The sequence below is a fragment of the Rhizobium herbae genome (assembly GCF_019511375.1).
Lineage (GTDB): Bacteria > Pseudomonadota > Alphaproteobacteria > Rhizobiales > Rhizobiaceae > Pararhizobium > Pararhizobium herbae_A.
Genome location: NZ_JAEUAO010000007.1, coordinates 224,343 through 245,727 on the forward strand (window position 1 = coordinate 224,343; position 21,385 = coordinate 245,727).

The 21,385-nt window shown below is 61.5% G+C and carries 19 protein-coding genes; 9 read left to right on the forward strand and 10 right to left on the reverse strand.

What is annotated here, in order from left to right:
• The first annotated feature begins 8 nt into the window (after positions 1 to 8).
• The 5 genes from mce to JNB71_RS23310 all read left to right on the forward strand — a co-directional run bounded on the left by mce (position 9) and on the right by JNB71_RS23310 (position 4,841).
• On the forward strand, positions 9 to 413 hold the full coding sequence (gene mce / locus JNB71_RS23290) for a methylmalonyl-CoA epimerase (RefSeq protein WP_220374148.1): 405 nt from the start codon (positions 9 to 11) through the stop codon (positions 411 to 413).
• Positions 414 to 524: 111 nt separating this feature from the next.
• A complete protein-coding gene (locus JNB71_RS23295) occupies positions 525 to 794 on the forward strand; it encodes a DUF1467 family protein (protein WP_220374149.1) in 270 nt (89 codons plus the stop codon).
• A 698-nt stretch (positions 795 to 1,492) separates the two neighbouring features.
• The gene (gene proS, locus JNB71_RS23300; RefSeq protein WP_220374150.1) at positions 1,493 to 2,821 is read left to right on the forward strand and encodes a proline--tRNA ligase; all 1,329 of its coding nucleotides are present in this window, start codon (positions 1,493 to 1,495) and stop codon (positions 2,819 to 2,821) included.
• Between the two features lie 10 nt (positions 2,822 to 2,831).
• Complete coding sequence (locus JNB71_RS23305; RefSeq protein WP_220374151.1) at positions 2,832 to 4,139, forward strand: lipoprotein-releasing ABC transporter permease subunit; 1,308 nt, start codon at positions 2,832 to 2,834, stop codon at positions 4,137 to 4,139.
• A gap of 18 nt (positions 4,140 to 4,157) precedes the next feature.
• A complete protein-coding gene (locus JNB71_RS23310) occupies positions 4,158 to 4,841 on the forward strand; it encodes an ABC transporter ATP-binding protein (RefSeq protein ID WP_220374152.1) in 684 nt (227 codons plus the stop codon).
• Positions 4,842 to 4,887: 46 nt separating this feature from the next.
• Here the strand turns inward: JNB71_RS23310 and JNB71_RS23315 are convergent, their stop codons facing one another.
• Positions 4,888 to 5,466, reverse strand: coding sequence for a hypothetical protein (locus JNB71_RS23315; protein WP_220374153.1), 579 nt, complete (start codon positions 5,464 to 5,466; stop codon positions 4,888 to 4,890).
• A gap of 456 nt (positions 5,467 to 5,922) precedes the next feature.
• Here JNB71_RS23315 and dnaE point away from each other — a divergent pair, with 456 nt between their 5' ends.
• Positions 5,923 to 9,414, forward strand: a complete 3,492-nt coding sequence (gene dnaE / locus JNB71_RS23320) for a DNA polymerase III subunit alpha (RefSeq protein WP_220374154.1) — start codon at positions 5,923 to 5,925, stop codon at positions 9,412 to 9,414.
• A gap of 19 nt (positions 9,415 to 9,433) precedes the next feature.
• On the opposite strand, the gene JNB71_RS23325 is transcribed toward dnaE, so the two are convergent.
• Entirely contained in the window at positions 9,434 to 10,657 is a 1,224-nt protein-coding gene (locus JNB71_RS23325) for a L,D-transpeptidase family protein (protein WP_220374211.1), read from the reverse strand.
• Positions 10,658 to 10,755: 98 nt separating this feature from the next.
• Positions 10,756 to 12,045, reverse strand: coding sequence for a DNA polymerase IV (locus JNB71_RS23330; RefSeq protein ID WP_220374155.1), 1,290 nt, complete (start codon positions 12,043 to 12,045; stop codon positions 10,756 to 10,758).
• Between the two features lie 74 nt (positions 12,046 to 12,119).
• Here JNB71_RS23330 and JNB71_RS23335 point away from each other — a divergent pair, with 74 nt between their 5' ends.
• Positions 12,120 to 12,707, forward strand: a complete 588-nt coding sequence (locus tag JNB71_RS23335; RefSeq protein WP_220374156.1) for a GNAT family N-acetyltransferase — start codon at positions 12,120 to 12,122, stop codon at positions 12,705 to 12,707.
• A 17-nt stretch (positions 12,708 to 12,724) separates the two neighbouring features.
• On the opposite strand, the gene JNB71_RS23340 is transcribed toward JNB71_RS23335, so the two are convergent.
• Positions 12,725 to 13,366, reverse strand: a complete 642-nt coding sequence (locus JNB71_RS23340; protein WP_220374157.1) for a hypothetical protein — start codon at positions 13,364 to 13,366, stop codon at positions 12,725 to 12,727.
• Between the two features lie 2 nt (positions 13,367 to 13,368).
• Positions 13,369 to 13,635: a DUF3572 domain-containing protein gene (locus JNB71_RS23345; RefSeq protein ID WP_220374158.1), complete on the reverse strand. Its 267-nt coding sequence runs from the start codon at positions 13,633 to 13,635 to the stop codon at positions 13,369 to 13,371.
• Positions 13,636 to 13,803: 168 nt separating this feature from the next.
• On the opposite strand from JNB71_RS23345, the gene JNB71_RS23350 reads away from it, so the two are divergent.
• On the forward strand, positions 13,804 to 14,175 hold the full coding sequence (locus JNB71_RS23350; protein WP_003547430.1) for a response regulator: 372 nt from the start codon (positions 13,804 to 13,806) through the stop codon (positions 14,173 to 14,175).
• Between the two features lie 84 nt (positions 14,176 to 14,259).
• Positions 14,260 to 15,627 carry a PleD family two-component system response regulator gene (locus tag JNB71_RS23355; RefSeq protein WP_220374159.1) on the forward strand — a complete coding sequence of 456 codons (1,368 nt, stop codon included), beginning with the start codon at positions 14,260 to 14,262 and terminating at the stop codon, positions 15,625 to 15,627.
• A 710-nt stretch (positions 15,628 to 16,337) separates the two neighbouring features.
• On the opposite strand, the gene rpmG is transcribed toward JNB71_RS23355, so the two are convergent.
• The 5 genes from rpmG to rnr all read right to left on the reverse strand — a co-directional run bounded on the left by rpmG (position 16,338) and on the right by rnr (position 21,383).
• Entirely contained in the window at positions 16,338 to 16,505 is a 168-nt protein-coding gene (gene rpmG, locus JNB71_RS23360) for a 50S ribosomal protein L33 (RefSeq protein WP_018325943.1), read from the reverse strand.
• A 92-nt stretch (positions 16,506 to 16,597) separates the two neighbouring features.
• Positions 16,598 to 17,782, reverse strand: coding sequence for an MFS transporter (locus JNB71_RS23365; protein ID WP_220374160.1), 1,185 nt, complete (start codon positions 17,780 to 17,782; stop codon positions 16,598 to 16,600).
• A gap of 13 nt (positions 17,783 to 17,795) precedes the next feature.
• Positions 17,796 to 18,506 carry an NUDIX hydrolase gene (locus JNB71_RS23370; RefSeq protein ID WP_220374161.1) on the reverse strand — a complete coding sequence of 237 codons (711 nt, stop codon included), beginning with the start codon at positions 18,504 to 18,506 and terminating at the stop codon, positions 17,796 to 17,798.
• Positions 18,503 to 18,964, reverse strand: a complete 462-nt coding sequence (locus JNB71_RS23375; protein WP_220374162.1) for a DUF983 domain-containing protein — start codon at positions 18,962 to 18,964, stop codon at positions 18,503 to 18,505. Before JNB71_RS23375 ends, JNB71_RS23370 begins: the two co-directional genes overlap by 4 nt.
• 43 nt (positions 18,965 to 19,007) lie before the next feature.
• Entirely contained in the window at positions 19,008 to 21,383 is a 2,376-nt protein-coding gene (rnr, locus tag JNB71_RS23380; RefSeq protein WP_220374163.1) for a ribonuclease R, read from the reverse strand.
• Positions 21,384 to 21,385 lie beyond the last annotated feature (2 nt).

Genomic DNA, 21,385 nt, shown 5'->3' on the forward strand with positions numbered 1-21,385 from the left:
GGCAAACCATGCTCGGACGTGTCAACCACATTGCTCTGGTCGTTCCAAACCTTGCCGAGGCGGCGGAAAGATACCGGTCGGTGCTTGGCGCAACGGTGACGGAGCCCGACGCACTTCCAGAGCATGGCGTCAGCGTAGTTTTCGTCACGCTCGAAAACACCAAGGTGGAGTTGCTGGAGCCGCTGGGCTCAGACTCGCCGATTGCGGCGTTTCTGGCCAAGAACCCGGCGGGCGGCATGCACCATATCTGCTATGAGGTCGAGGACATCATCGCAGCCCGAGACAGCCTTGTTGCCGCGGGCGGCCGGGTTCTCGGCGACGGCCAGCCGAAGATCGGGGCGCATGGAAAGCCGGTGCTCTTCCTCCATCCCAAGGACTTCTTCGGCACGCTGATCGAACTGGAAGAGGTGTGACAGAAGGGCGCGAGCCGGGCGTTTGTGCCACCGGCCGCAAAGCGGTATAAGCTGCTCGACAGACAATGCCAAAGGGAGCTCGTTCAGCGTCCTTCGCAGTGAGAGACCACGATGCCGATCTTTTCCATCTTTGCGATCTACTTCATCATCTGGTGGCTGACGCTGTTCATCGTCCTGCCGATCGGCCTGCGCACCCAGGCCGAGGAGAACGAGGTGGTGCCCGGCAGCGTCGAGAGCGCGCCGGCGCGCTTCCGGGGCTTGCGTGTTTTCCTGATCACGTCGGTGCTTGCCGCCATCATCCACCTTGCGTGGTATATCCTCTCGGTGCGGCTGGGCTACGGTTTGGACGCGATCCCCCAATTCGCGCCGAAATTTTATTGACAGCAGATCGGTCGTGTGTCGTTGCGACATCCGCTATTGCGATAGCGACAGCTTACGGACGGTAGCGCGGACGCCGCCGAGGCGCGCGCCACAGAGTTGACACGATTAAAGCGTCGATACCTTTTTCTCTTGATTCGAATTTCTGAAAAGCAAAAAAAAACAAGGCTGAAAGCCTTGTTCTTAAAGTATCGCGTGATCCTTATCCGTTACCGGTGGCTGCGTATGACCGCGCCTAAGATCTTATCCTCCCAAGACTTGACCGCGAAATCGACAAGAATTTAATCTCCCTGCCTCTTTTGTGAGCCGAAACTAGCCCAAACATTATGCGTTGTCATCTGATTTTTTTGCATTTTTGCTACAGTCGAGCAAAATTTTTCCGTTGACAACTTCCGTCTGATTACTGTTATTACCGTGCCTTTTTGCCGCACCTTCCAGTTACGCTTCCTGCATCCGATGTATGGGCTTTCCAAGCTGTGGCGCTCGCGAAGATGACGGGTTTTCTTCCTGTCGCGAAGCGTCTATGAACGCTTGAACGCGGTGCGACTTTCTTCCTGAATCGGCTGGTCGGAGCGCCGCGAGAAACAGTCAAACAGCAGCGCCTGATGGTGCGCTCGTGGAGCGCGCAGGGGCTGCACGCTCAACGTTATTTCGCCCGAATCCGACGATAGGCGAAGTGCATCAAGTTCCGGAACCCGTTCATGCGCCTGTCCCGCTTTTTCATGCCCATTCTGAAGGAAAACCCGAAGGAAGCGGAGATCGTGTCGCATCGCCTGATGCTGCGCGCCGGGATGGTTCGGCAGCAGTCGGCCGGGATCTACACCTGGCTGCCGCTTGGCAAGCGCGTGCTCGACAAGGTCAATGCCATCATCCGCGAGGAACAGAACCGGGCGGGCGCCATCGAGCTGTTGATGCCGACGCTGCAATCGGCCGAACTCTGGCAGGAAAGCGGCCGCTACGACGCCTATGGCAAGGAAATGCTGCGCATCAAGGATCGCCAGGACCGGCCGATGCTCTATGGCCCGACCAATGAAGAGATGATCACCGACGTGTTCCGCTCTTACGTCAAGTCCTACAAGGATCTGCCGCTCAACCTCTATCATATCCAGCTGAAATTCCGCGACGAAATCCGTCCGCGCTTCGGCACGATGCGCTCGCGCGAGTTCCTCATGAAGGACGCCTATTCCTTCGACTTGAACCGGCAAGGTGCCGTCGATTCCTACAACCGGATGTTCGCGGCCTATCTGCGCACGTTTTCGCGCCTGGGTCTTCGCGCCATTCCGATGCGGGCAGATACCGGCCCCATTGGCGGCGATCTCAGCCACGAATTCATCATCCTTGCCGATACCGGTGAATCGGAAGTGTTCTGCCACAAGGAGTTCCTGAGCTTCGACATTCCGGCCGAAGATACCGATTTCTGGGATGCGGCCGCCATGAAGGCGATCTTCGACCAGTGGACGTCGCGCTATGCCGCGACGTCCGAAATGCATGACGAGGCTGCTTTCAACGCCATTGACGACGCCGCGAAGGTGTCCGCGCGTGGCATCGAGGTCGGCCATATCTTCTATTTCGGCACGAAATACTCCGAAGCCATGGGCGCCAAGGTACAGGGACCCGACGGCAAGGAACACACGGTGCACATGGGCTCCTACGGTATCGGCCCCACGCGCCTCGTTCCGGCGATCATCGAAGCCTCGCATGACGAGAACGGCATCATATGGCCGGCTTCGATCGCGCCTTTCGATGCAGTCGTGATCAACATGAAATCCGGCGATGCGGCCTGCGATACGGCCTGCGAGACCATCTATGGCGCGCTCGGCAAGGCCGGTCTCGATCCGCTCTATGACGACAAGGACGACCGCGCCGGCACGAAATTTGCGACCGCCGACCTGATCGGCGTGCCGGTCCAGATCATCGCCGGTCCGCGCTCCGTCGCAAGCGGCGAGGTGGAACTCAAGGACCGCAAGACCGGCGCCCGCGAGACGCTGACCGTCGAGGCTGCCATCAACAAGCTGACTGCTTCGAAATAAGGGAGCCGGAATGAGCGCCACCACGCTAGAGCAGGAGAAGGCCGTGGCGGTCCAGCCGCCATCGAGCCGTCCGTTTTCCACGTTCGAGCGCATGGTGGCCTGGCGCTATCTGCGGTCGCGGCGCAAGGAAGCCTTCATTTCGGTGATCGCCGGCTTTTCCTTCATCGGCATCATGCTCGGCGTGGCGACGTTGATCATCGTCATGGCGGTGATGAACGGCTTTCGCACCGAGCTCATCTCGCGCATTCTCGGCATCAACGGCCACATGATCGTGCAGCCGCTCGACGGGCCGCTCGACAACTATGCGGACCTGGCGACGAAATTTGCAGGCGTCAAGGGCGTCACCATGGCAATCCCGATGATCGAGGGCCAGACGCTCGCCTCGGGTCCGGGCGGGGCCGGCACGGGCGCTCTGGTGCGCGGCTTGCGGGCCGACGATCTCGGCAAGATGAAATCCATCTCCGACCACATCAAGTCCGGCGATCTTGTCGGCTATGCGGCCGGAACCGGCGTTGTTATCGGCTCACGCATGGCCGAACAGCTCGGCATCACCGCCGGCGGCACCATCACGCTGGTGGCGCCCGAGGGCGACGTCACGCCGATGGGCGTCAACCCGCGCGTCAAATCCTATACCGTCTCGGCGATCTTCGAGATCGGCATGTCGGAATATGACGCCTCGATCATCTTCATGCCGCTCGAGGAAGCACAGCTTTACTTCAACGCCGAAGGCATCGCCCAGTCGATAGAACTATTCGTTGCCAATCCGGATCTGGTCGACGAACTGCGCCAGCCGATCGAGGATGCGGCGGGCCGGCAGGTGCTGATCAGCGACTGGCGCGACCGCAACAAGACGTTCTTTTCGGCCCTTCAGGTCGAGCGCAACGTCATGTTCATGATCCTGACGCTGATCGTCTTGGTGGCGGCACTCAACATCGTCTCCGGCCTGATCATGCTGGTGAAGGACAAGGGCAGCGACATCGCCATCCTGCGCACCATGGGCGCCACCTCCGGTTCGATCATGCGCATCTTCTTCATGACGGGCGCGGCGATCGGCATCGTCGGCACATTCGCGGGTGTTCTTCTCGGCGTCATCGTCTGCCTCAATGTCGAATCCATCCGGCAGTTCTTTTCGTGGATTTCCGGCACGACACTGTTCAACCCGGAACTCTACTTCCTCAGCCAGCTTCCGGCCGACATGAACCCCGGCGAGACCATCTCGGTCATTGCCATGGCGATCAGCCTGTCCTTCCTCGCCACGATCTTTCCGGCCTGGCGCGCCTCGCGCCTCGATCCGGTTCAGGCTCTGCGCTACGAATAAACAAGGAAAACAGACACGATGAATGCGCGCGTGGCATTGCAGCTTTCCGGCGTCGAACGTCATTACAGCCAGGGCGACGAGACCCTGTCGATCCTCAAGGGCGCGGATTTCTCGCTGCACGGGGGGCAGACGGTCGCGCTCGTGGCGCCGTCCGGCACAGGAAAGTCGACGCTCCTGCACCTGGCTGGCCTGTTGGAGCGGCCGGATGGCGGCGAAGTCTTCATCAACGGCCAGTCCTGCGGTGCGCTCGGCGACGAGCAGCGCACGGCGATCCGCCGCAACGACATCGGCTTCGTCTACCAGTTCCATCATCTCCTGCCGGAATTCACGGCGATCGAAAACATCATGATGCCGCAGCTGATCGCGGGCCTCAACAAGGCCGAGGCTCGCGAACGGGCGGGCGCATTGCTGGATTTCATGCGCATCGGCCATCGCGCCGAGCACCGTCCCTCGGAACTCTCCGGTGGTGAACAGCAGCGCGTTGCGATCGCCCGAGCCGTTGCCAATGCACCTTTGGTGCTTTTGGCTGACGAGCCGACCGGAAACCTCGATCCGGAAACCGCAGGCTATGTTTTTGAGGCTCTGGAAGCGCTGGTGCGCCAGTCCGGCATGGCAGCGATGATCGCCACGCACAATTACGAGCTGGCCTCGCGCATGGATCGCCGCGTCACCATCGAAGACGGCAAGGTCGTGGAACTGTAGCAGCGACAATCCGGCCTATGAAATCGGTCCTCAGCGCGCTGTGGTATTACTCGTTGCCGCAGACCGACCGGCCGCGATCATCCGACCAATCCTTGAGCAGCACGATTTCGCCCTTGGCGGCGATCGGCTTGCCGTTGCTTGTGCCTTTACCGGTGAGCACGTTGAAATCGCATTGCGACGTATTGTCGGGATCGAGCGTGTCGTAGGACGAATAGGTATATCCAGCGACGACGAAATCGAAATTGCGATAGGCGACGGTCAGCTTCTGCTCCCGGCGGTCGCGGCCGATGGAGTCGTTGTGCGACGTGATCAGGATCGAGCCGTTCGGCAAGGCTTCGATGAACGGCTCCTGCCCATAGATCGTCAGCTTACCCCAGACCTTGTTGGGGGCAAAAGTCTTCAACTGGAGACGATTGGTCTCGCCTTTCAGGTAGATGTAGATGCCGTGATCCTCGTCGCTGCCCTCAGGCGCGGAAACCAGCATCGCCAGGTCCGGGCTGTCGTCCTTGTCCCAATCGCCGGTGGCGGCGGACACGATGCGGTCCGGATCGATGGCTTCGGCAGCCTGTGCCACAGTTGCGCAAAGGCCGATAAACGCCGTCATGACGGCCAGTGACATCCTCATTTCTTCGCCCCTCGATTGTCATCGGCGTGAGACTAATCGGCTCGCCTGCGGGCGTCCAGAGGTCCTCGCCCTTGGAAGAGGACCAGATTGAAACCGTTTACCATGCCGCGAGTGCTGGAACGGAAGATCGGCTGTCACCCCTTGACGGAAGAACATAAATAGAACAACAATAGAACATAACGGAAAAGGGAGCCTTGCAATGACTGACTTTCTTCGGGACCTCGCTGCTTTTACCTCAGTCGCCATGTTCGTCGCCAGCTTTTCGATCATCATCATGGGCATGTGACACGCTAGGCTTCGTTGCAGCTTTGCCGTTGCGGCAGCGTGGGCCACGCCGCACCGGGCTGTGGACAAGCAACAGACCGCATGAAAAAGCCGGCGTGCGGCGGATGAAATGTGGACATCGGCGGACAGAAACGGGATATCCTGCGGCCCTTACGGGAATCGGGGTGTGCGATGGCGGATGTGAAAAGCGACAAGCAGCAGGATGCTGAATCTCCGCAGTTTGTTCATCTTCGCGTTCATTCGGCCTTTTCGCTGCTCGAAGGCGCGCTGCCGATCAAGAAGATCATCGGCAAGGCCGTGGCGGACGGGCAGCCGGCGATCGGCATTGCCGATACCAACAATCTGTTTGCAGCGCTTGAGTTTTCGCTGAAATGCATGGACGACGGTCTGCAGCCGCTGATCGGCTGCCAGTTGTCGATCGACATGGAGGACGAGGCGGAGGGCGACAAGCGCGGACACGCGCAGCATCTGACCAAACTTCCCTCGATCGTGCTGATTGCGGCGACGGATGCCGGTTATGTCCGTCTCGTCGATATCGTCAGCCGCGCCTATCTCGGCGGCGAGGGCAACCAGTCCGTCCGTATTGCGCTGTCGTGGCTGCAGGAGGGCGGAACGGAAGGTCTGATTGCGCTGACCGGCGCGGCGGGCGGGCCGGTCGACATGGCCTTGAAGTCGGGACATGCGGCGCTTGCCGAGACGCGCCTGAAATCACTGGCGGCGGTGTTCGGTAACCGGCTTTACGTCGAACTGCAGCGCCACGGCAAATATGATCGCCGCCACGAGGGTCGGGTCATCGATCTCGCCTACAAGCTCGAACTGCCGCTGGTCGCGACCAACGAGCCCTTCTTTCCGTCGCCGGCCGAATTCGAGGCGCATGACGCGCTGATGGCGGTGGCGCACAATGCGATGGTGTCGGACGACAGCCGCTTCCGCCTGACGCCGGATCACTATCTGAAAAGCCGCAAGGACATGGCGGCCCTGTTTGCCGACCTGCCGGAAGCGCTGGAAAACACCGTCGAAATCGCCAGGCGCTGCTCGTTTGTGCTCAAGACGCGCGGGCCGATCCTGCCGCGCTTCACCGGCGCCTCCGACGATCCGGCGGAAGCCGAGCGCGCCGAGGCGCTCGAACTGCGCCGTCAGGCAGTCGAGGGCCTGGAAGACCGGCTGCAGAGGCTCGGCATGTCGCCCGGCTACACCGAGACGGACTATCGCGAGCGGCTCGATTTCGAGCTCAGCGTCATCGAGAAGATGAAGTTTCCGGGCTACTTCCTGATCGTTGCCGACTTCATCAAATGGGCAAAGCTTCAGGACATCCCGGTCGGCCCGGGCCGCGGCTCGGGCGCGGGGTCGCTGGTCGCCTATGCGTTGACCATCACCGACGTCGATCCGCTGCGGTTCTCGCTGCTGTTCGAGCGCTTCCTCAATCCGGACCGCGTCTCGATGCCCGACTTCGACATCGACTTCTGCCAGGACCGCCGGGAAGAGGTGATTCGCTACGTCCAGCGCAAGTACGGCCGCGAGCAGGTGGCGCAGATCATCACCTTCGGATCGCTGCAGGCGCGCGCCGCCCTGCGCGACGTCGGCCGCGTGCTGGAAATGCCCTATGGCCAGGTCGACAAGATCTGCAAGCTGGTGCCGAACAATCCAGCCAATCCGACGCCGCTGTCGAAGGCGATCGAGGAGGAGCCGCGTTTCCAGGAAGAGGTCGACAAGGAGCCGGTGATCGGTCGACTTCTGGATATCGCCCAGAAGATCGAGGGTCTTTACCGCCACGCCTCGACCCACGCCGCCGGCATCGTCATCGGCGATCGGCCGCTGTCGCAGCTCGTGCCGATGTATCGCGATCCGCGTTCGGACATGCCGGTCACCCAGTTCAACATGAAGTGGGTCGAGCAGGCGGGGCTGGTGAAGTTCGACTTCCTTGGCCTGAAGACGCTGACGGTGCTCAAGGTCGCCGTCGATTTCATCGCCAAGCGCGGCATCGACGTCAAGCTCGAAGCGCTGCCGCTTGACGACCAGATTACCTACGAGATGCTGTCGAAGGGTGATACGGTCGGCGTGTTCCAGGTGGAAAGTGCCGGCATGCGCAAGGCGCTGATCGGCATGCGGCCGGACTGCATTGAGGACATCATTGCGCTGGTGGCGCTTTATCGTCCGGGTCCGATGGAGAATATCCCGGTCTACAACGCCCGCAAGCATGGCGAGGAAGAGATCGAATCGATCCACCCGAAAATCGACTACCTGCTCAAGGAAACGCAGGGCGTTATTGTCTATCAGGAACAGGTGATGCAGATCGCCCAGGTCCTGTCCGGCTATTCGCTCGGCGAAGCAGACCTTCTGCGCCGCGCCATGGGCAAGAAGATCAAGGAGGAGATGGACAAGCAGCGTGCCCGTTTCGTCGACGGCGCCGTCGCCAATGGCGTCTCCAAGGCGCAGTCCGACATGATCTTCGATCTGCTCGCCAAGTTCGCCAATTACGGCTTCAACAAGTCGCACGCGGCCGCCTACGCCATCGTTTCCTATCAGACCGCCTATCTGAAGGCGCATTATCCGGTCGAGTTCCTCGCAGCCTCGATGACGCTCGACATGTCGAACACCGACAAGATCAACGATTTCCGCCAGGACGCGGCCCGGCTCGGCATAGAGGTCATCCTGCCGTCAGTGCAGACCTCGTTCAGGCGCTTCGAGACCGGCGACAACCGCATCTACTACTCGCTTGCCGCCATCAAGGGCGTCGGCGAGGCGGCGGTCGACCATATCGTCGAAGTGCGTGGCGACGAGCCCTTTGCCAGCCTCGAGGATTTCTGCCTGCGGATCGATCCGAAGCTGCTCAATCGCCGCGTCTTCGAAAGCCTGATCTGCGCCGGCGCATTCGATTGTTTCGGCTATGACCGCGCCGAACTCGTGGGCGGCCTCGACCGCGTTCTCGGCTTTGCGCAGATCGCGCAGGCCAACAAGGTCAGCGGCCAGAGCGACATGTTCGGGGCAGGGGCGGCCACCGGGCCGGAAAAGATCAGCCTTCCGGCCTATGCACCATGGCTGGCATCGGAGAAGCTGCACCGCGAATTCCAGGTACTCGGCTTCTACCTCTCCGCCCATCCGCTCGACACCTACAACGACCTGCTCGCCAAGATGCGCGTCCAGACCTTCGCCGATTTTGCAGCCTCGGTGAAAAAGGGCGCGACCGCCGGCCGGCTTGCCGGAACGGTGACCTCCAAGCAGGAACGCAAGACCCGCACCGGCAACAAGATGGGCATCATTGCCTTTTCCGATTCCACCGGCCAGTTCGAGGCGGTGCTGTTTTCGGAAGCGCTCAACCAGTACCGCGACCTGCTCGAACCCGGCAAGTCGCTCGTGATGACCGTGCAGGCCGAGGAGCGGCCCGAAGGCATCGGTCTGCGCATCCAGACGCTGCAATCGCTCGAGGAGCGTTCGCTGCAGCTGCAGAAGGCGTTGCGTGTCTATGTCCGCGATTCCGGCCCCTTGCGCTCTGTCGCCACGCATCTGAACACCAGGGGTGACGGGCTCGTTTCCTTCATCGTCATCAAGGACAATGGCCAACGCGAGATCGAGGTCGAGCTCAGCGAGAAATACCGCATCTCGGCCGAGATCGCCGCGGCGCTGAGAACCGCCCCCGGCGTGATCGACGTCGAACTGGTGTAGCGGCAAGCCGCAGTTCGGCTCAGGATTTCGGGGCGTGCGTGATTGTCACGAAGTCCGTCCCGTCGCCGGTTTCCTGCCCGATGCCCATGTCGGAGATGGTCAGCGACGATCCTTCGGTCAGCAAGTCGTTGATCCGCCGGCGTGCACCCTCCGGGATGGCGAGGCGACCCATGGTGCGTTGTATGGCGTTGAATGCCATCGCATCCTCTTCCACGGTGATGCCCAGTCGCTTCTTCATCGGGCCGGGCACGGCGTTGTCGAGCGTCATGGCGAACCACTCGCCCTTGCCGGTCGAAGCATCGATGTTCTGGAACTGCAGGAAATGCGTGCCGAGCGCGATCTCGGGCTGCGCGATCACCACAGGCGTCGCAAACAGCGGCGTAAAATCGCGGCGCACGAGAAGCTGGCCGTTCGGCGGCCTGCCCTTGCCGGCCTTGGCATAGAGCGCTTCGACGAAAGCGGGCGTCATCTTGCCGTCGACGGGGAGGTTTTCCGCTGTCTGGAACGCTTTGATGGCCTCGACGGTCACAGGGCCGGCATACCCGTCCGGGATGCCGACAGCATAGCCGCGTTCGTTGAGCAGCGCCTGAACATCGAGCGTGATCTCGCGCTCGCCGCGATGGGTGATCAGCATGCGGATCGGTGGCTTATCGCCGGTCGCGACGGGCGCCGCCTTGACGGGGCTGGGCTCGACCGTCGCGACCTCGACGGCTTTTGAATGGACCTGCGAGACGCTGGGGCGCAGGGGTACGTCCGAGAGCAGTGCGGGTTCTGACACTGTCGGCTGAAAGAGAAAGGGATCGGCGATGGCGAGAGGGGTCAACTGGCGGTCAGAGATCAGCACATGCGCGCCGCGGCCGGTCATCTTGAACAGGTGCTCGGCAAAATCCTCCGGCATGCGCACGCAGCCGTGGGATGCGGGATACGCCGGAACGTGGTTCGACGCATGCAGGGCAATGCCCGACCAGGTCAACCGCTGCATGAAGGGCATCGGTGCGTTCGAATAGATGTTCGACTTGTGGAAGCGGCGCTTTTCCAGAATGGAGAAGATGCCGGTCGGCGTCGAATGGCCGGCCTTGCCCGTCGAGACGTTCGAGGTGGCGATCACCGTGTCGCCGTCGTAGACGACCAGTGATTGCTGATCCTTGGAGACGACGATCTGCAACGGGGCCGGGTCATCGGCCGCAAATGCAGCGTTGGCGGAGACGGCAAGGACAAGGCCGATGCCAAATGCGAGACGCAAAACCATGAACACATCCGGGCGCAGGAAACGAAGGATGACCCTAGCCTGAGAGATTTAAGGAAACTTTGCTGTTCCGCCTGGAACACGCGCTGATTGCGCTACCGCTCGCGCCGGCCCTTGCCGAAGGTATAGCCGGTCTCGACCGTCGCCTTGCCGAACTTGTCGCGCAACGCGTTGATCGCCGCTTCCGCCGCCGCCCGCCGCGTGGCCTGGGCATCCACCAGGTCGGGCGGGTCGGCGCGGTCCCTATCGGAAAGATCAGTGACGCCGATACCGATCAGGCGGAATTTCGTGCCATCGGTTTCCCTGTCGAGAAGCTGCATGCCGGTGCGGAAGATGCGGTCGGCGAGCCGGGTCGGGCTGTCGAGGCGGCGGTTGCGGGTCCGGGTCTTGAAGTCGGCGGTCTTCAGCTTCAAGACGACGGTCTGGCCGGCGATATCGGCCTTCCTCAACCGGTCAGCCACCTGCTCGCTCAACCGGCGCAGATGCGCAACCAGGTCGTCATAGTCGCAGAGATCGTCGTTGAAGGTGGTTTCGGAGGAAACGCTTTTGGCTTCGCCGTTTATTTCAACGGAGCGTTCGTCCTGGCCGCGCGAGAGGCGATAGAGGCGCTGGCCCAACGTGCCGTATCGCTTCATTAGCTCGGTTTCTTCCATCGTCTGCAGCTGGCCTATGGTGCGGATGCCGTCGCGCTCCAGCGTCGCGGCAAAGGCCTTGCCGACACCCCAGATCAACGTGACCGGTTTCTCCCTGAGGAAATCCAAGGCCTCGGCAGCGCCGATGACCGAAAAGCCGCGCGGCTTCTGCAGGTCGGAGGCGACCTTGGCGAGGAACTTGCAGTAGGAGAGGCCGACCGAGACGGTGATGCCGATCTCCTGCTCGACGCGGCGGGCGAACTTGGCAAGCGTCCGGGCAGGGGGATCGTGATGCAGCCGCTCCGTGCCCTTGAGCTCGAGGAAGGCCTCGTCGATAGACAGCGGCTGCACGAGGGGCGTCAGCTCCTGCATCAGCGTGCGGACCTGCCGGCCGACCCGGACATATTTCTCCATGTCCGGTTTGATGACGACCGCCTGCGGGCAGGCCTCCAGCGCCTTGAACATCGGCATGGCGGAGCGAACACCGTGGATGCGGGCAATATAGCAGGCGGTCGAGACGACACCGCGCTTGCCGCCGCCAATGATCACCGGCTTGTCGGCGAGATCCGGATTGTCGCGTTTCTCGACGGACGCATAGAAGGCGTCGCAATCGATATGCGCAAGCGTCAGCTGGTGGAGTTCTGCATGGTAGATGAGCCGCGGGCTGCCGCAGGCCGAACAACGTCGTCGGCCCGTCGCCTGGTGCAGGCAGTCGCGGCAAAAACCCGGGGTGGCGGCTTCGTTTGCGGTCATGATGAGAACAAATGTTGAACGACGTCAGGTTACGCCGTAAACTGCCGAGTCTCAAGACGCAAGGGAAGGGGAACGTGAACCCGGAAGATGTTGAAGCACGGCCGCTGACGCCGGATCGTTGGGATGATTTTGCGACGCTTTTCGGACCGCAGGGCGCCTGCTACGGCTGCTGGTGCACGTATTTTCGGGTTCCTGCGAAAGAGCGCCAGGCGATGAACGCGGATGCCAGACGGATGTTCATGCACGACCGCGTGGCTCAAGGGCCGCCGCCCGGCCTTCTCGGCTATCGCCGCGGGCAGGCGATCGCCTGGGTGCAGGTCGGCCCGCGCGCCGAGCTGCCGCAATGGAACTCGCCTAGGACGGTATCGAGGCCGCTTGCGCCCGAGGACGCGACAGATCCCGCTGTCTGGGCTGTCAGCTGCTTCTACATGCCGCGCGCCGAACGCGGGAAGGGGATGAGCCACAGAATGCTGGCGCAAGCCATCGCCTTTGCCAGGGACAATGCGGCACGCGTTCTGGAGGCCTGTCCGATCGACAGGACCAAGCAGTCGAAATCGATCGGCCTTTATGTCGGTTCGACGCGCGTTTTCGAGGCCGCCGGCTTTGCCGAGGTGGCCAGACGCAAGGATGGACGCCCGCTGATGCGGTTGGAGCTGCGCTGATGGAAACGACGCGGACTTCAGCGGGAAATATGCGCGCGGACGATCTGCGCGACGTCGGTCCAGTCGCCGGCTTTGCTGATGCCTTCTCCCGGATCCGGCGCAAGAGCCCGAAAATCGGCATTGACCATCAGGTTGACGAGAAGGCAGTCCGGGGCGTGTTCGCGAACGGAATGAAGATTTCGCCAGATATCGTCGATGAACGCGAAGGGCACTGCCCGCCCAGCCTGCAGTCGCTTGACGATGGGACCCTTGGCTTCTTCGCTCGCAAGCAACGGATAGTCGAGGCTGAAACGGTCGAGCAGGGCGCGGCGAACCGTGGCGTGGCGAGGCGGCATGGCCGTCAGGAAAACGATGTCCGCCTCGCCCGCGAGTTCGGCCAGCGTCTCGACCGCAAGCTCCGCCGGCATCTGCCACTCCGCCTGCCGCAAGAAGAACTCCTCCTGCAGGGCGGAGACCAGATCGTCGGCGATCGCTTCGCCGCTGTTGAGGTGCACGATGTTGCCATGCAGGCGGAACGATCGCGGCAAGAGGTCGTGGCCGCGCGAGCGCAGGAAATCGCGGAACGGTGTCAGGAACTCGAGCACTACCTCGTCGATATCGCAAACAATCAACGGCCGCTTCGTCAGCCGGACATGGCTGATGTCGAGCAGTTCGGCCATCGTCAGAAGCCTCCGGGCGGACCGGACAGTACCATATGTGCCCGCACCACGTCTTCGGGCCGGGTGCTGGTCGCCGCGCAGAAGGCAAGAAGCGTCGGTTCATGGCCCATCAGGAAATCGACGACCCCCGCCAGGAAGCCGGGATCGGCCGCGGCATGGCGCAGGGAGGACGGATCGGTGCCTGTCAACGCCAGGAAACGGCCCAGCAGTTCCGGCTCGTTTGCCAGCCACGAAAGGATGGCGATGGCTGTTTCTTCCGCGGCTGTCAAAGGCGTCTTTCCTATGTCTCGTTCAGGTGATTTTTCCACCGAATATTACCTGTTTTTCAACCAAATAGCTCTAGCATCAGGTTTCCGGGAACAGGTGAAATCGTCCGCGCGCAACTTATCTGGATGCGCCGGGCTTGCAAAGCCGGAGCCGTAAAACAAGGGATCGAAATGCCCAAGCAGGTGATGATAGTTGAAGATAACGAGCTGAATATGAAGCTCTTTCGTGACCTGATCGAGGCGTCCGGTTACACGACCATCCAGACCCGCAATGGTATGGAAGCCCTTGATCTTGCGCGAAAACATCGCCCGGACCTGATCTTGATGGACATCCAGCTTCCGGAGGTTTCCGGACTCGAGGTGACCAAGTGGCTGAAGGAAGATGACGAATTGCATGTAATCCCCGTCATTGCCGTCACGGCCTTTGCCATGAAGGGCGACGAGGAGCGAATCAGGCAGGGCGGCTGCGAGGCCTATGTCTCCAAGCCGATCTCGGTGCCGAAATTTATTGAAACCATCAAGACCTATTTGGGCGACGCCTGATGCGCGCCGGGCGGCGTCCGCAGGCCGCCTTTAACGAGATTTGCGCTTGATGCAACGTCAGGCGCCATTGGCAGGAAAGATTGCATGACCGCGCGTATTCTTGTCGTCGATGACATACCGGCCAACGTCAAGCTGCTGGAAGCACGGCTCCTGGCCGAGTATTTCGACGTGCTGACGGCTACCGACGGTTATCAAGCGCTGGCAATCTGCGACACGCAGCCGGTCGATCTGATCCTGCTCGATATCATGATGCCCGGTATCGACGGCTTCGAAGTCTGCGAGCGCCTGAAAGCGAATACCCGCACGGCCCATATTCCTGTCGTCATGGTGACGGCGCTCGACCAGCCGTCCGACCGGGTGCGCGGCCTGAAGGCCGGTGCTGACGATTTCCTCACCAAACCGGTCAACGACCTGCAACTGATGTCGCGGGTCAAGAGCCTCGTGCGGCTGAAGAATGTCAGCGATGAGCTGCGTCTGCGCGCCGAAACGGCCCACAGCGTCGGCCTGGCCGACCTGACGTCCGCGGATCGACCCGACGAAGTCGGCAAGGTGCTGTTGGTCGATGGCCGCGGCAGCTCGCAGGAGCGGCTGGTTCGCGCGCTCAAGCCCGTCGCCGAAGTGGCGGCGATGTCGGATCCGCAGGCCGCATTGTTCGAGGCAGCCGAAAACAGCTTCGATCTCGTCATCGTCAATTCCAATTTCGACAACTATGACCCCCTGCGGCTCTGCTCCCAGCTCCGTTCGCTGGAGCGCACGCGCTATATTCCGCTCCTGCTGGTTGCCGAGCAGGGGCATGAGGAATTGGTCGTGCGCGCGCTCGATCTCGGTGTTACCGATTATCTGATGCGTCCGGTCGATCCAAACGAGCTCGTCGCGCGCAGCCTGACACAGATCCGCCGCAAGCATTGCAATGACCGGCTTCGGACCAGCGTCAAACAGACCATTGAACTTGCGGTGACCGACGGACTGACCGGGCTGCATAATCGCCGCTATCTCGACAGCCACCTGAAGCTGCTGGTCGATCGTGCCATTGCCCGCGGCCGCCCCCTGTCGATCTGCATCACTGATATCGACCGGTTCAAGAGCGTCAACGATACTTATGGGCACGACGCCGGCGACGAGGTGCTGCGCGAATTTGCCCACCGGGTCCGCTCGACGGTGCGCGGCGCCGATCTTGCCTGCCGGTTTGGCGGCGAAGAGTTCGTCCTGGTCATGCCCGACACACCCGCAGACGCGGCTGCCGCCATTGCCGAACGCCTGCGCACGATCGTCGAGGACAGGCCGTTTTCCTTGCAGAACACCGATATAGTTCTATCGGTAACGGCGTCCCTGGGAATAGCGACGCTCAATCCGGCTGGCGACACGCCGGAGGCTCTGCTGAAGCGCGCTGACACCGCGCTCTATCAGGCCAAAAATAACGGCAGGAACCAGGTGGTTGCCGCTGCAGCCTGAACCAAACTGGCACAAAATTTCCGCATATGGCGCAGTTTTCCACAGAAAAACAGATTTAGCTCAGCCGGCTTACCGAGCTAAGCGCCAAACGCGTCTGCGCCGCAAGATGCATGTCATGATTGCCGTCGAAAGCCAGGCGATGCGGGGCTGGGCGGATCGGTCAATCGTCAGTTCCAAAAATTAAAATAAATGAAATCAATATATTAATGTATTGGAGACTGCTGCCTGAGTTTTTTCGTATTGCTATTCGCTCATTTTATGAAAATATCATATTACTTTTACAAAGCAGCCCTCCGAGGGCACATACCGTTCGAAATCTGCGCGAGTCCTCTATAAGGCAATGGTAAAATTAACCATGTCTGCGCGCGCCCTTGGGCTTTGGTTAAGAATTCATTGATTTTTTTTTATTTTCAGTCAATTCTCATCGGTAAGGGAGAATGAACTCCTATCGAGTACCCCATGATGTCAGGTCCGCCGCATCTCCTGGGTCGTGGGGTTTGTCGACTGGTCTGTGACCAATGCGGTTCCTCGTGCCGCGGTTTCGATCAGTCGACACCCATTCAAGCGCCGTCCCTGTCCAGGGACGGCGTTTTGATTCGCGGCAGCGGTATGTGAGATGGCGGCCGGGTCGATTCGCTCCCAGCACCGCGCAACAAAAAAGCGCCAGGCTTTTCAGCTGGCGCCTTTGCATTCCCGAAGGAAGACCGATCTTACTTGATCTTGGTTTCCTTGAATTCGACGTGCTTGCGGACGACCGGGTCGTACTTCGTAAAGGACATCTTGTCCGTCTTGGTGCGGCTGTTCTTCGAGGTTACATAGAAGAAACCCGTGTCGGCCGTCGACAGCAGCTTGATCTTGATTTTTGCAGCTTTCGCCATGGTCGTCCTGCCTTTATAAAAAAACAAAGCCGCGGACATCCAGTGAGGGTCCCGGCAAACTTGGCGCGAAACTACAAATCGCGCCCGAAAAGTCAAGTCCGTTTTGGGTTGAAAACGATCCTGGCCACGGAAAGTATCACATAAAGCCCGAAGAATGCGGCGATCGACCAGGCAAAACCGTCGTTGCCGGCGATGTCCATGGCAGCCCCGATTGCCTGCGGACCGGCCACCGTGCCGATCGCATAGCAGAAGATGAAGGCGGCATTGGCGGCCGCGAGGTCGGCGCCGTGCAGGCGCGAGCCGAGATGGCTCAAGCCCACGGTGTAAAGGCCCGAGACGCTGCCGCCCCAAAACAGAAGCACGACCGCCATCAGCCACCAGTTGCCCTGCAGCAGCGGCAGACACAGTGCACCGGCCAATCCGACGACGGTCATCATTGCCAGAAGATTGCGCCTGTCCTTCATGTGGTCCGACAGCATGCCGAGCGGGATTTGGAAAATCACATTGCCGACGCCCATGACGGTCAGAAGCAGGGCCGCCTGCGCTTCGGTGAAGCCGGTGCGCGTTCCGTAGATGGGAAACAGCGACAGCCCGCCTGATTCGACCGCGCCGAAAATAAACACTGCAGCGGTCGCCGTCGGCACCAGGAAGACGTAGCGCATGAAATGCAGCTCGGGCTTCTCGTCGAGTACCGGGCTTTCATTGCGGGCAAGGAAAATCGGTATCGCCGACAGCAGAATCACCCCGGCTCCGAAGGCAAAGGGCAGGATGCCCTCGCTGCCGAGGATGGAGAAGAGCAGGGGGCCGGCGGCAAATCCCAAGGACAGGATGGTGCCGTAGATGCCGAGGACGAGCCCGCGGCGGCTGGGGGGCGCAGTGGCGTTGATCCAGAATTCCGACAGGACGAACAATACGGTGATGGCGCCGTGGAAAACGACGCGCAGAGGAAACCAGAGCCAGAAATTTTCGATGTAGTAGAAGCCGAGTGCGCTGATCGCTGCAAGGAGGATGGCCAGCAGCATCGTGTTGGCGACGCCGTAATTGTGGGCGGTCTTTGCCGTGACGGCGGCCGCCGCCATCGAGGCAAGCCCGGCCATCGCCGAGTTCAGGCCGATGAGCGTCGAGGAGATGCCGCGCTTTTCCATGATAATGCTGAGCAGCGGCAGGCCGAGGCCGATCGCGATCCCCACGGCCGTGATGGAGGCGATGGCGGCGATCAGCGACGGCCAGTGTATCTCCTCAACCGGCGCTGGCGTGCCGGACGGCGGCTGTTTCATGCGATGAAATTCCTTAGAGAAGGTCGCGGACGAATCGTCCATGACGCGTGTAGTAGAACGGCACTGGCCTTCCAAAGGGCAGAGAAGCATCGGCTTCGAGACTGGCCCTCAAATCGCCAAGGATGATCCCGGTGATGTCGGGCATGCGCACGGCCGAAACGTCGTCCACATCAATCCATCTCAAATCCTCGAGCTCCCGGCTGTCGCGGATGTCCTTCGGGTCCACACCCGCCTCGTCCGTAAAAAGGGCGAAAAAATGCGTGTCGAACCGGCGCGGAAATCCCGGAGGGGTAATCGCCCGAGCCATATAGCGCAAGTTTGTCAGATCGGGAAGGAAAGGTAACCTTATGTTTCCGCCGTCTCTGCGGCCGATGGCGATGCCTGCCTCTTCATGGAGCTCGCGAAGGGCGGCAAGCGCGATGGCGCGCAGCCGGCTTTCCGAGGCGCGATGCCCGTGGCAGGTCCTCAGGCGCTCCAATACGGCGGGTTGCATGTCGCCGGCCCAAGGCAGTCTATGGTCCGAAGCGTCCCTGCGCCCGCCGGGAAATACGTGCAGATCCGGCATGAAGACATGCGCCTTGTGGCGCCTGCCGACGAGCACGCGCACGTGAGCCTGTGAACGATCGAGCAGCATGATCGATGCGGCATCGCGCGGTCGTGGCGAACGCGATCCCGGCGCATTGGAAGGCGGCGTTTTCGCCAGCCCGTCACCCGTAACCGTCACGCAGTATGGTCCGTGACGGGAAGAACGTCTTCGGGCGAATCCTCATGGCTGCCGAAGCCATGCATGCGCAGGGCCCACTGCAGGCCGATGACGCTACCCTTGACGGGCTGCATCAGCCCGATCGAACCGAGAATGGTGACGGGCGCCCAGATAGCCAGATGGCCCCAGTTTGAGAGCGGCAGGATCATTTCCGTCGCCATGAAACCGGCCAGCACGACATGGCCCATGATCGTCACAACGATGTAGGGCGGAAAATCGTCGGCACGGTGTTGATCGAGTTGCTCGCCGCAGGCTTCGCAGGCATGCACGGCCTTCAGGAATCGGCCGAACAGCCTGCCGCTGCCGCAGGCCGGGCAGGTGTTCAAAAACCCGCGCCTGATCGATCGGCCGACGGGACGTTGGGCATCGCGCGTCTGCTCGAAGCGGACGGGTTGCGGAGTGCTGCCAGTTGCCTGCATGTCCATTTCCTCTATTGCGGACGCAGGCATTGCCTTCACGTCCTTATCGCCTGCCGCGCGCCGGTCGCGTTCCCGGCATCTTGCGAGCGCCGCTGCGGTCCCGGCGGCCGGATTTGTGGAAGGATCGGGTCGCCGTCGGCATCTTGCGTCCTTCGCTGAGCATTTCGAAGCGGAGCGCGCCGGCGAGCGGCACGGCTTCCACCAGTTTGACTCGGACCGGATCACCGAGGCGGTAGCCGAGCCCGGTTTTTTCACCGGACAGGGCCTGATGCGCCTCGTCATAAATGAAATAGTCGCGACCCAGCGTAGATATAGGCACGAAACCATCAGCGCCATAGGCCGGAAGGGTGACAAATAGTCCCGATTTGGTCACCCCTGATATGCGCCCGTCGAATTCCTCGTTGATCCGGCCGCTGAGGTGATGCGCAATCAGCCGGTCGACCGTGTCCCGCTCGGCCGCCATCGCGCGGCGCTCGAACGTCGAGATCTCCGCTGCGATATCGTTGAGCGCCGCTTCTTCGGCCGGCGTGATGCCGCCTTCGCCAAGTCCGAGCGTGCCGACCAGCGCCCGATGCACGATCAGGTCCGCATAGCGGCGGATGGGCGAGGTGAAATGCGCGTATTTCATCAGGTTAAGGCCGAAATGGCCGATATTCTCGGGGCTGTAGATCGCCTGGCTCTGCGAGCGCAGCACCATCTCGTTGACCATGGTCTCGTAGGGCTGGCCTTCGGCTTTCGACAGGATGCCGTTGAAATGGTTGGAGCGCAGGTTGCCGCCCTTGACCAGGGAGAGGTCCAAGGTGGCGAGAAACTCGCGCAGGCTTTCCTGCTTGGCCAGAGACGGCGCGTCGTGGACGCGGTAGACCAGTGGCTGGCGCTTGATCTCCAGAGTTTCGGCAGCGGCGACGTTCGCCTGGATCATCATCTCCTCGATCAGCTTGTGCGCATCGAGGCGGTCGGGCACGAAAACCCGGTCGACGGTGCCGTCCGGCTTGAGGATGATCTTGCGCTCGGGCATGTTGAGCTCGAGCGGCTGACGCCGGTCGCGCCCACGTGTCAGGATGCGGTAGGCATCCCAGAGCGGCTTCAGGATCGGTTCGAGCAGCGGTCCGGTCTGGTCGTCCGGGTTGCCGTCGATCGCTGCCTGCGCCTGTTGATAGGAGAGCTTTGCCGCACTCCTCATCATGATGCGGTGGAAGGTGTGGCCGGCCTTGCGGCCTTCCTTTGAAAATCGCATGCGCACGGCAAGCGCCGGCCGGTCGACACCTTGCTTCAGCGAGCAGAGCTCGTTGGATATCCGCTCGGGCAGCATGGGCACGACTCGGTCGGGGAAATAGACCGAATTGCCACGCTTCAGGGCTTCCTGGTCGAGCGCCGATTTCGGCCGCACGTACCAGGAGACGTCGGCGATTGCGACGGTGACGATGACGCCGCCCGGGTTTTCCGGCGAGGGATCCGGCTCTGCATGCACCGCGTCGTCGTGGTCCTTGGCATCCGCCGGATCGATGGTGATCAGCGGCAGCGAGCGCCAGTCCTCGCGGTGCGACATGGTGGCTGGACCGGCGGCCTCCGCTTCGCGAATAACGCTGTCGGGGAAAATGTAGGGAATGCCGTGTGCGTGGATCGCGATCATCGAGATCGCCTTTTCCGTCGCAACCGAGCCGATGATCGACTTCACCTGGGCGCGCGGCAGGCCGAACCGGCCGAGGCGGGCGATTTCGACCTCGACCAGATCGCCATCCTGGGCCTGTCCCTCATGACCGGCATCGACCTGCAGTTCCTCGCCACGCTTTTCGATCGGGATGATGCGACCGCCGCCGTCGGGTGATGCACGGAAGACGCCGAGCGCGGCGTTGCCGCTGCGTTTCCTGTCGAGGACCTTGACGATGCGCGCCGTGTAGGCCGGGCCGGCGCGGTCCTTGGAGGGGAAAATCTTTGCAAGCACCCGGTCGCCGAGCCCACCGACCGGCGTCTTGCCCTTGGCCTTGCCGACGCTTGATTGGCGGATGGCGACAGCCGGTGCAACGCCCGCGTCCTCCGGCCATTCGGCGGGTCGGCCGATCAGTTCACCGTCCTTGTCGCGGGTGGTGATGTCGAGCACGGTAACCGGGGGCAGGGCGCCGGGACGCACCAGCGACTTGCGCTTCTTCTCAAGCATGCCCTCTTCTTCGAGCTCGCGAAGGAGTGCCTTGAGCTCGACGCGCGTTTCGCCCTTCAGGCCGAAGGCCTTGGAAATCTCGCGCTTCGAGGCCTTGTCCGGATTGTCGGCGATGAACCGCATGAGGATATCGCGCGGCGGTACGGCGCCGTGGATTATCACGGTGTCATCGGCAGGAGCAGGCATCTTCTTGCCCGCGCGTCCGAGCCGGACTGCAGGCTTGCCGGGTCGTTCGGGTCGATCGCGCGGTGTCCTGGTCACGT

Coding starts and splice junctions, on each gene's coding strand:
- JNB71_RS23365 (WP_220374160.1), bottom strand. CDS start 17,782: ATGAAACAGCCGCCGTCCGGCACGCCAGCGCCGGTTGAGGAGATACAC.
- JNB71_RS23315 (WP_220374153.1), bottom strand. CDS start 5,466: ATGAGGATGTCACTGGCCGTCATGACGGCGTTTATCGGCCTTTGCGCA.
- rpmG (WP_018325943.1), bottom strand. CDS start 16,505: ATGGCGAAAGCTGCAAAAATCAAGATCAAGCTGCTGTCGACGGCCGAC.
- JNB71_RS23355 (WP_220374159.1), top strand. CDS start 14,260: ATGACCGCGCGTATTCTTGTCGTCGATGACATACCGGCCAACGTCAAG.
- JNB71_RS23305 (WP_220374151.1), top strand. CDS start 2,832: ATGAGCGCCACCACGCTAGAGCAGGAGAAGGCCGTGGCGGTCCAGCCG.
- JNB71_RS23295 (WP_220374149.1), top strand. CDS start 525: ATGCCGATCTTTTCCATCTTTGCGATCTACTTCATCATCTGGTGGCTG.
- JNB71_RS23310 (WP_220374152.1), top strand. CDS start 4,158: ATGAATGCGCGCGTGGCATTGCAGCTTTCCGGCGTCGAACGTCATTAC.
- mce (WP_220374148.1), top strand. CDS start 9: ATGCTCGGACGTGTCAACCACATTGCTCTGGTCGTTCCAAACCTTGCC.
- JNB71_RS23350 (WP_003547430.1), top strand. CDS start 13,804: ATGCCCAAGCAGGTGATGATAGTTGAAGATAACGAGCTGAATATGAAG.
- JNB71_RS23375 (WP_220374162.1), bottom strand. CDS start 18,964: ATGCAGGCAACTGGCAGCACTCCGCAACCCGTCCGCTTCGAGCAGACG.
- JNB71_RS23340 (WP_220374157.1), bottom strand. CDS start 13,366: ATGGCCGAACTGCTCGACATCAGCCATGTCCGGCTGACGAAGCGGCCG.
- proS (WP_220374150.1), top strand. CDS start 1,493: ATGCGCCTGTCCCGCTTTTTCATGCCCATTCTGAAGGAAAACCCGAAG.
- dnaE (WP_220374154.1), top strand. CDS start 5,923: ATGGCGGATGTGAAAAGCGACAAGCAGCAGGATGCTGAATCTCCGCAG.
- JNB71_RS23330 (WP_220374155.1), bottom strand. CDS start 12,045: ATGACCGCAAACGAAGCCGCCACCCCGGGTTTTTGCCGCGACTGCCTG.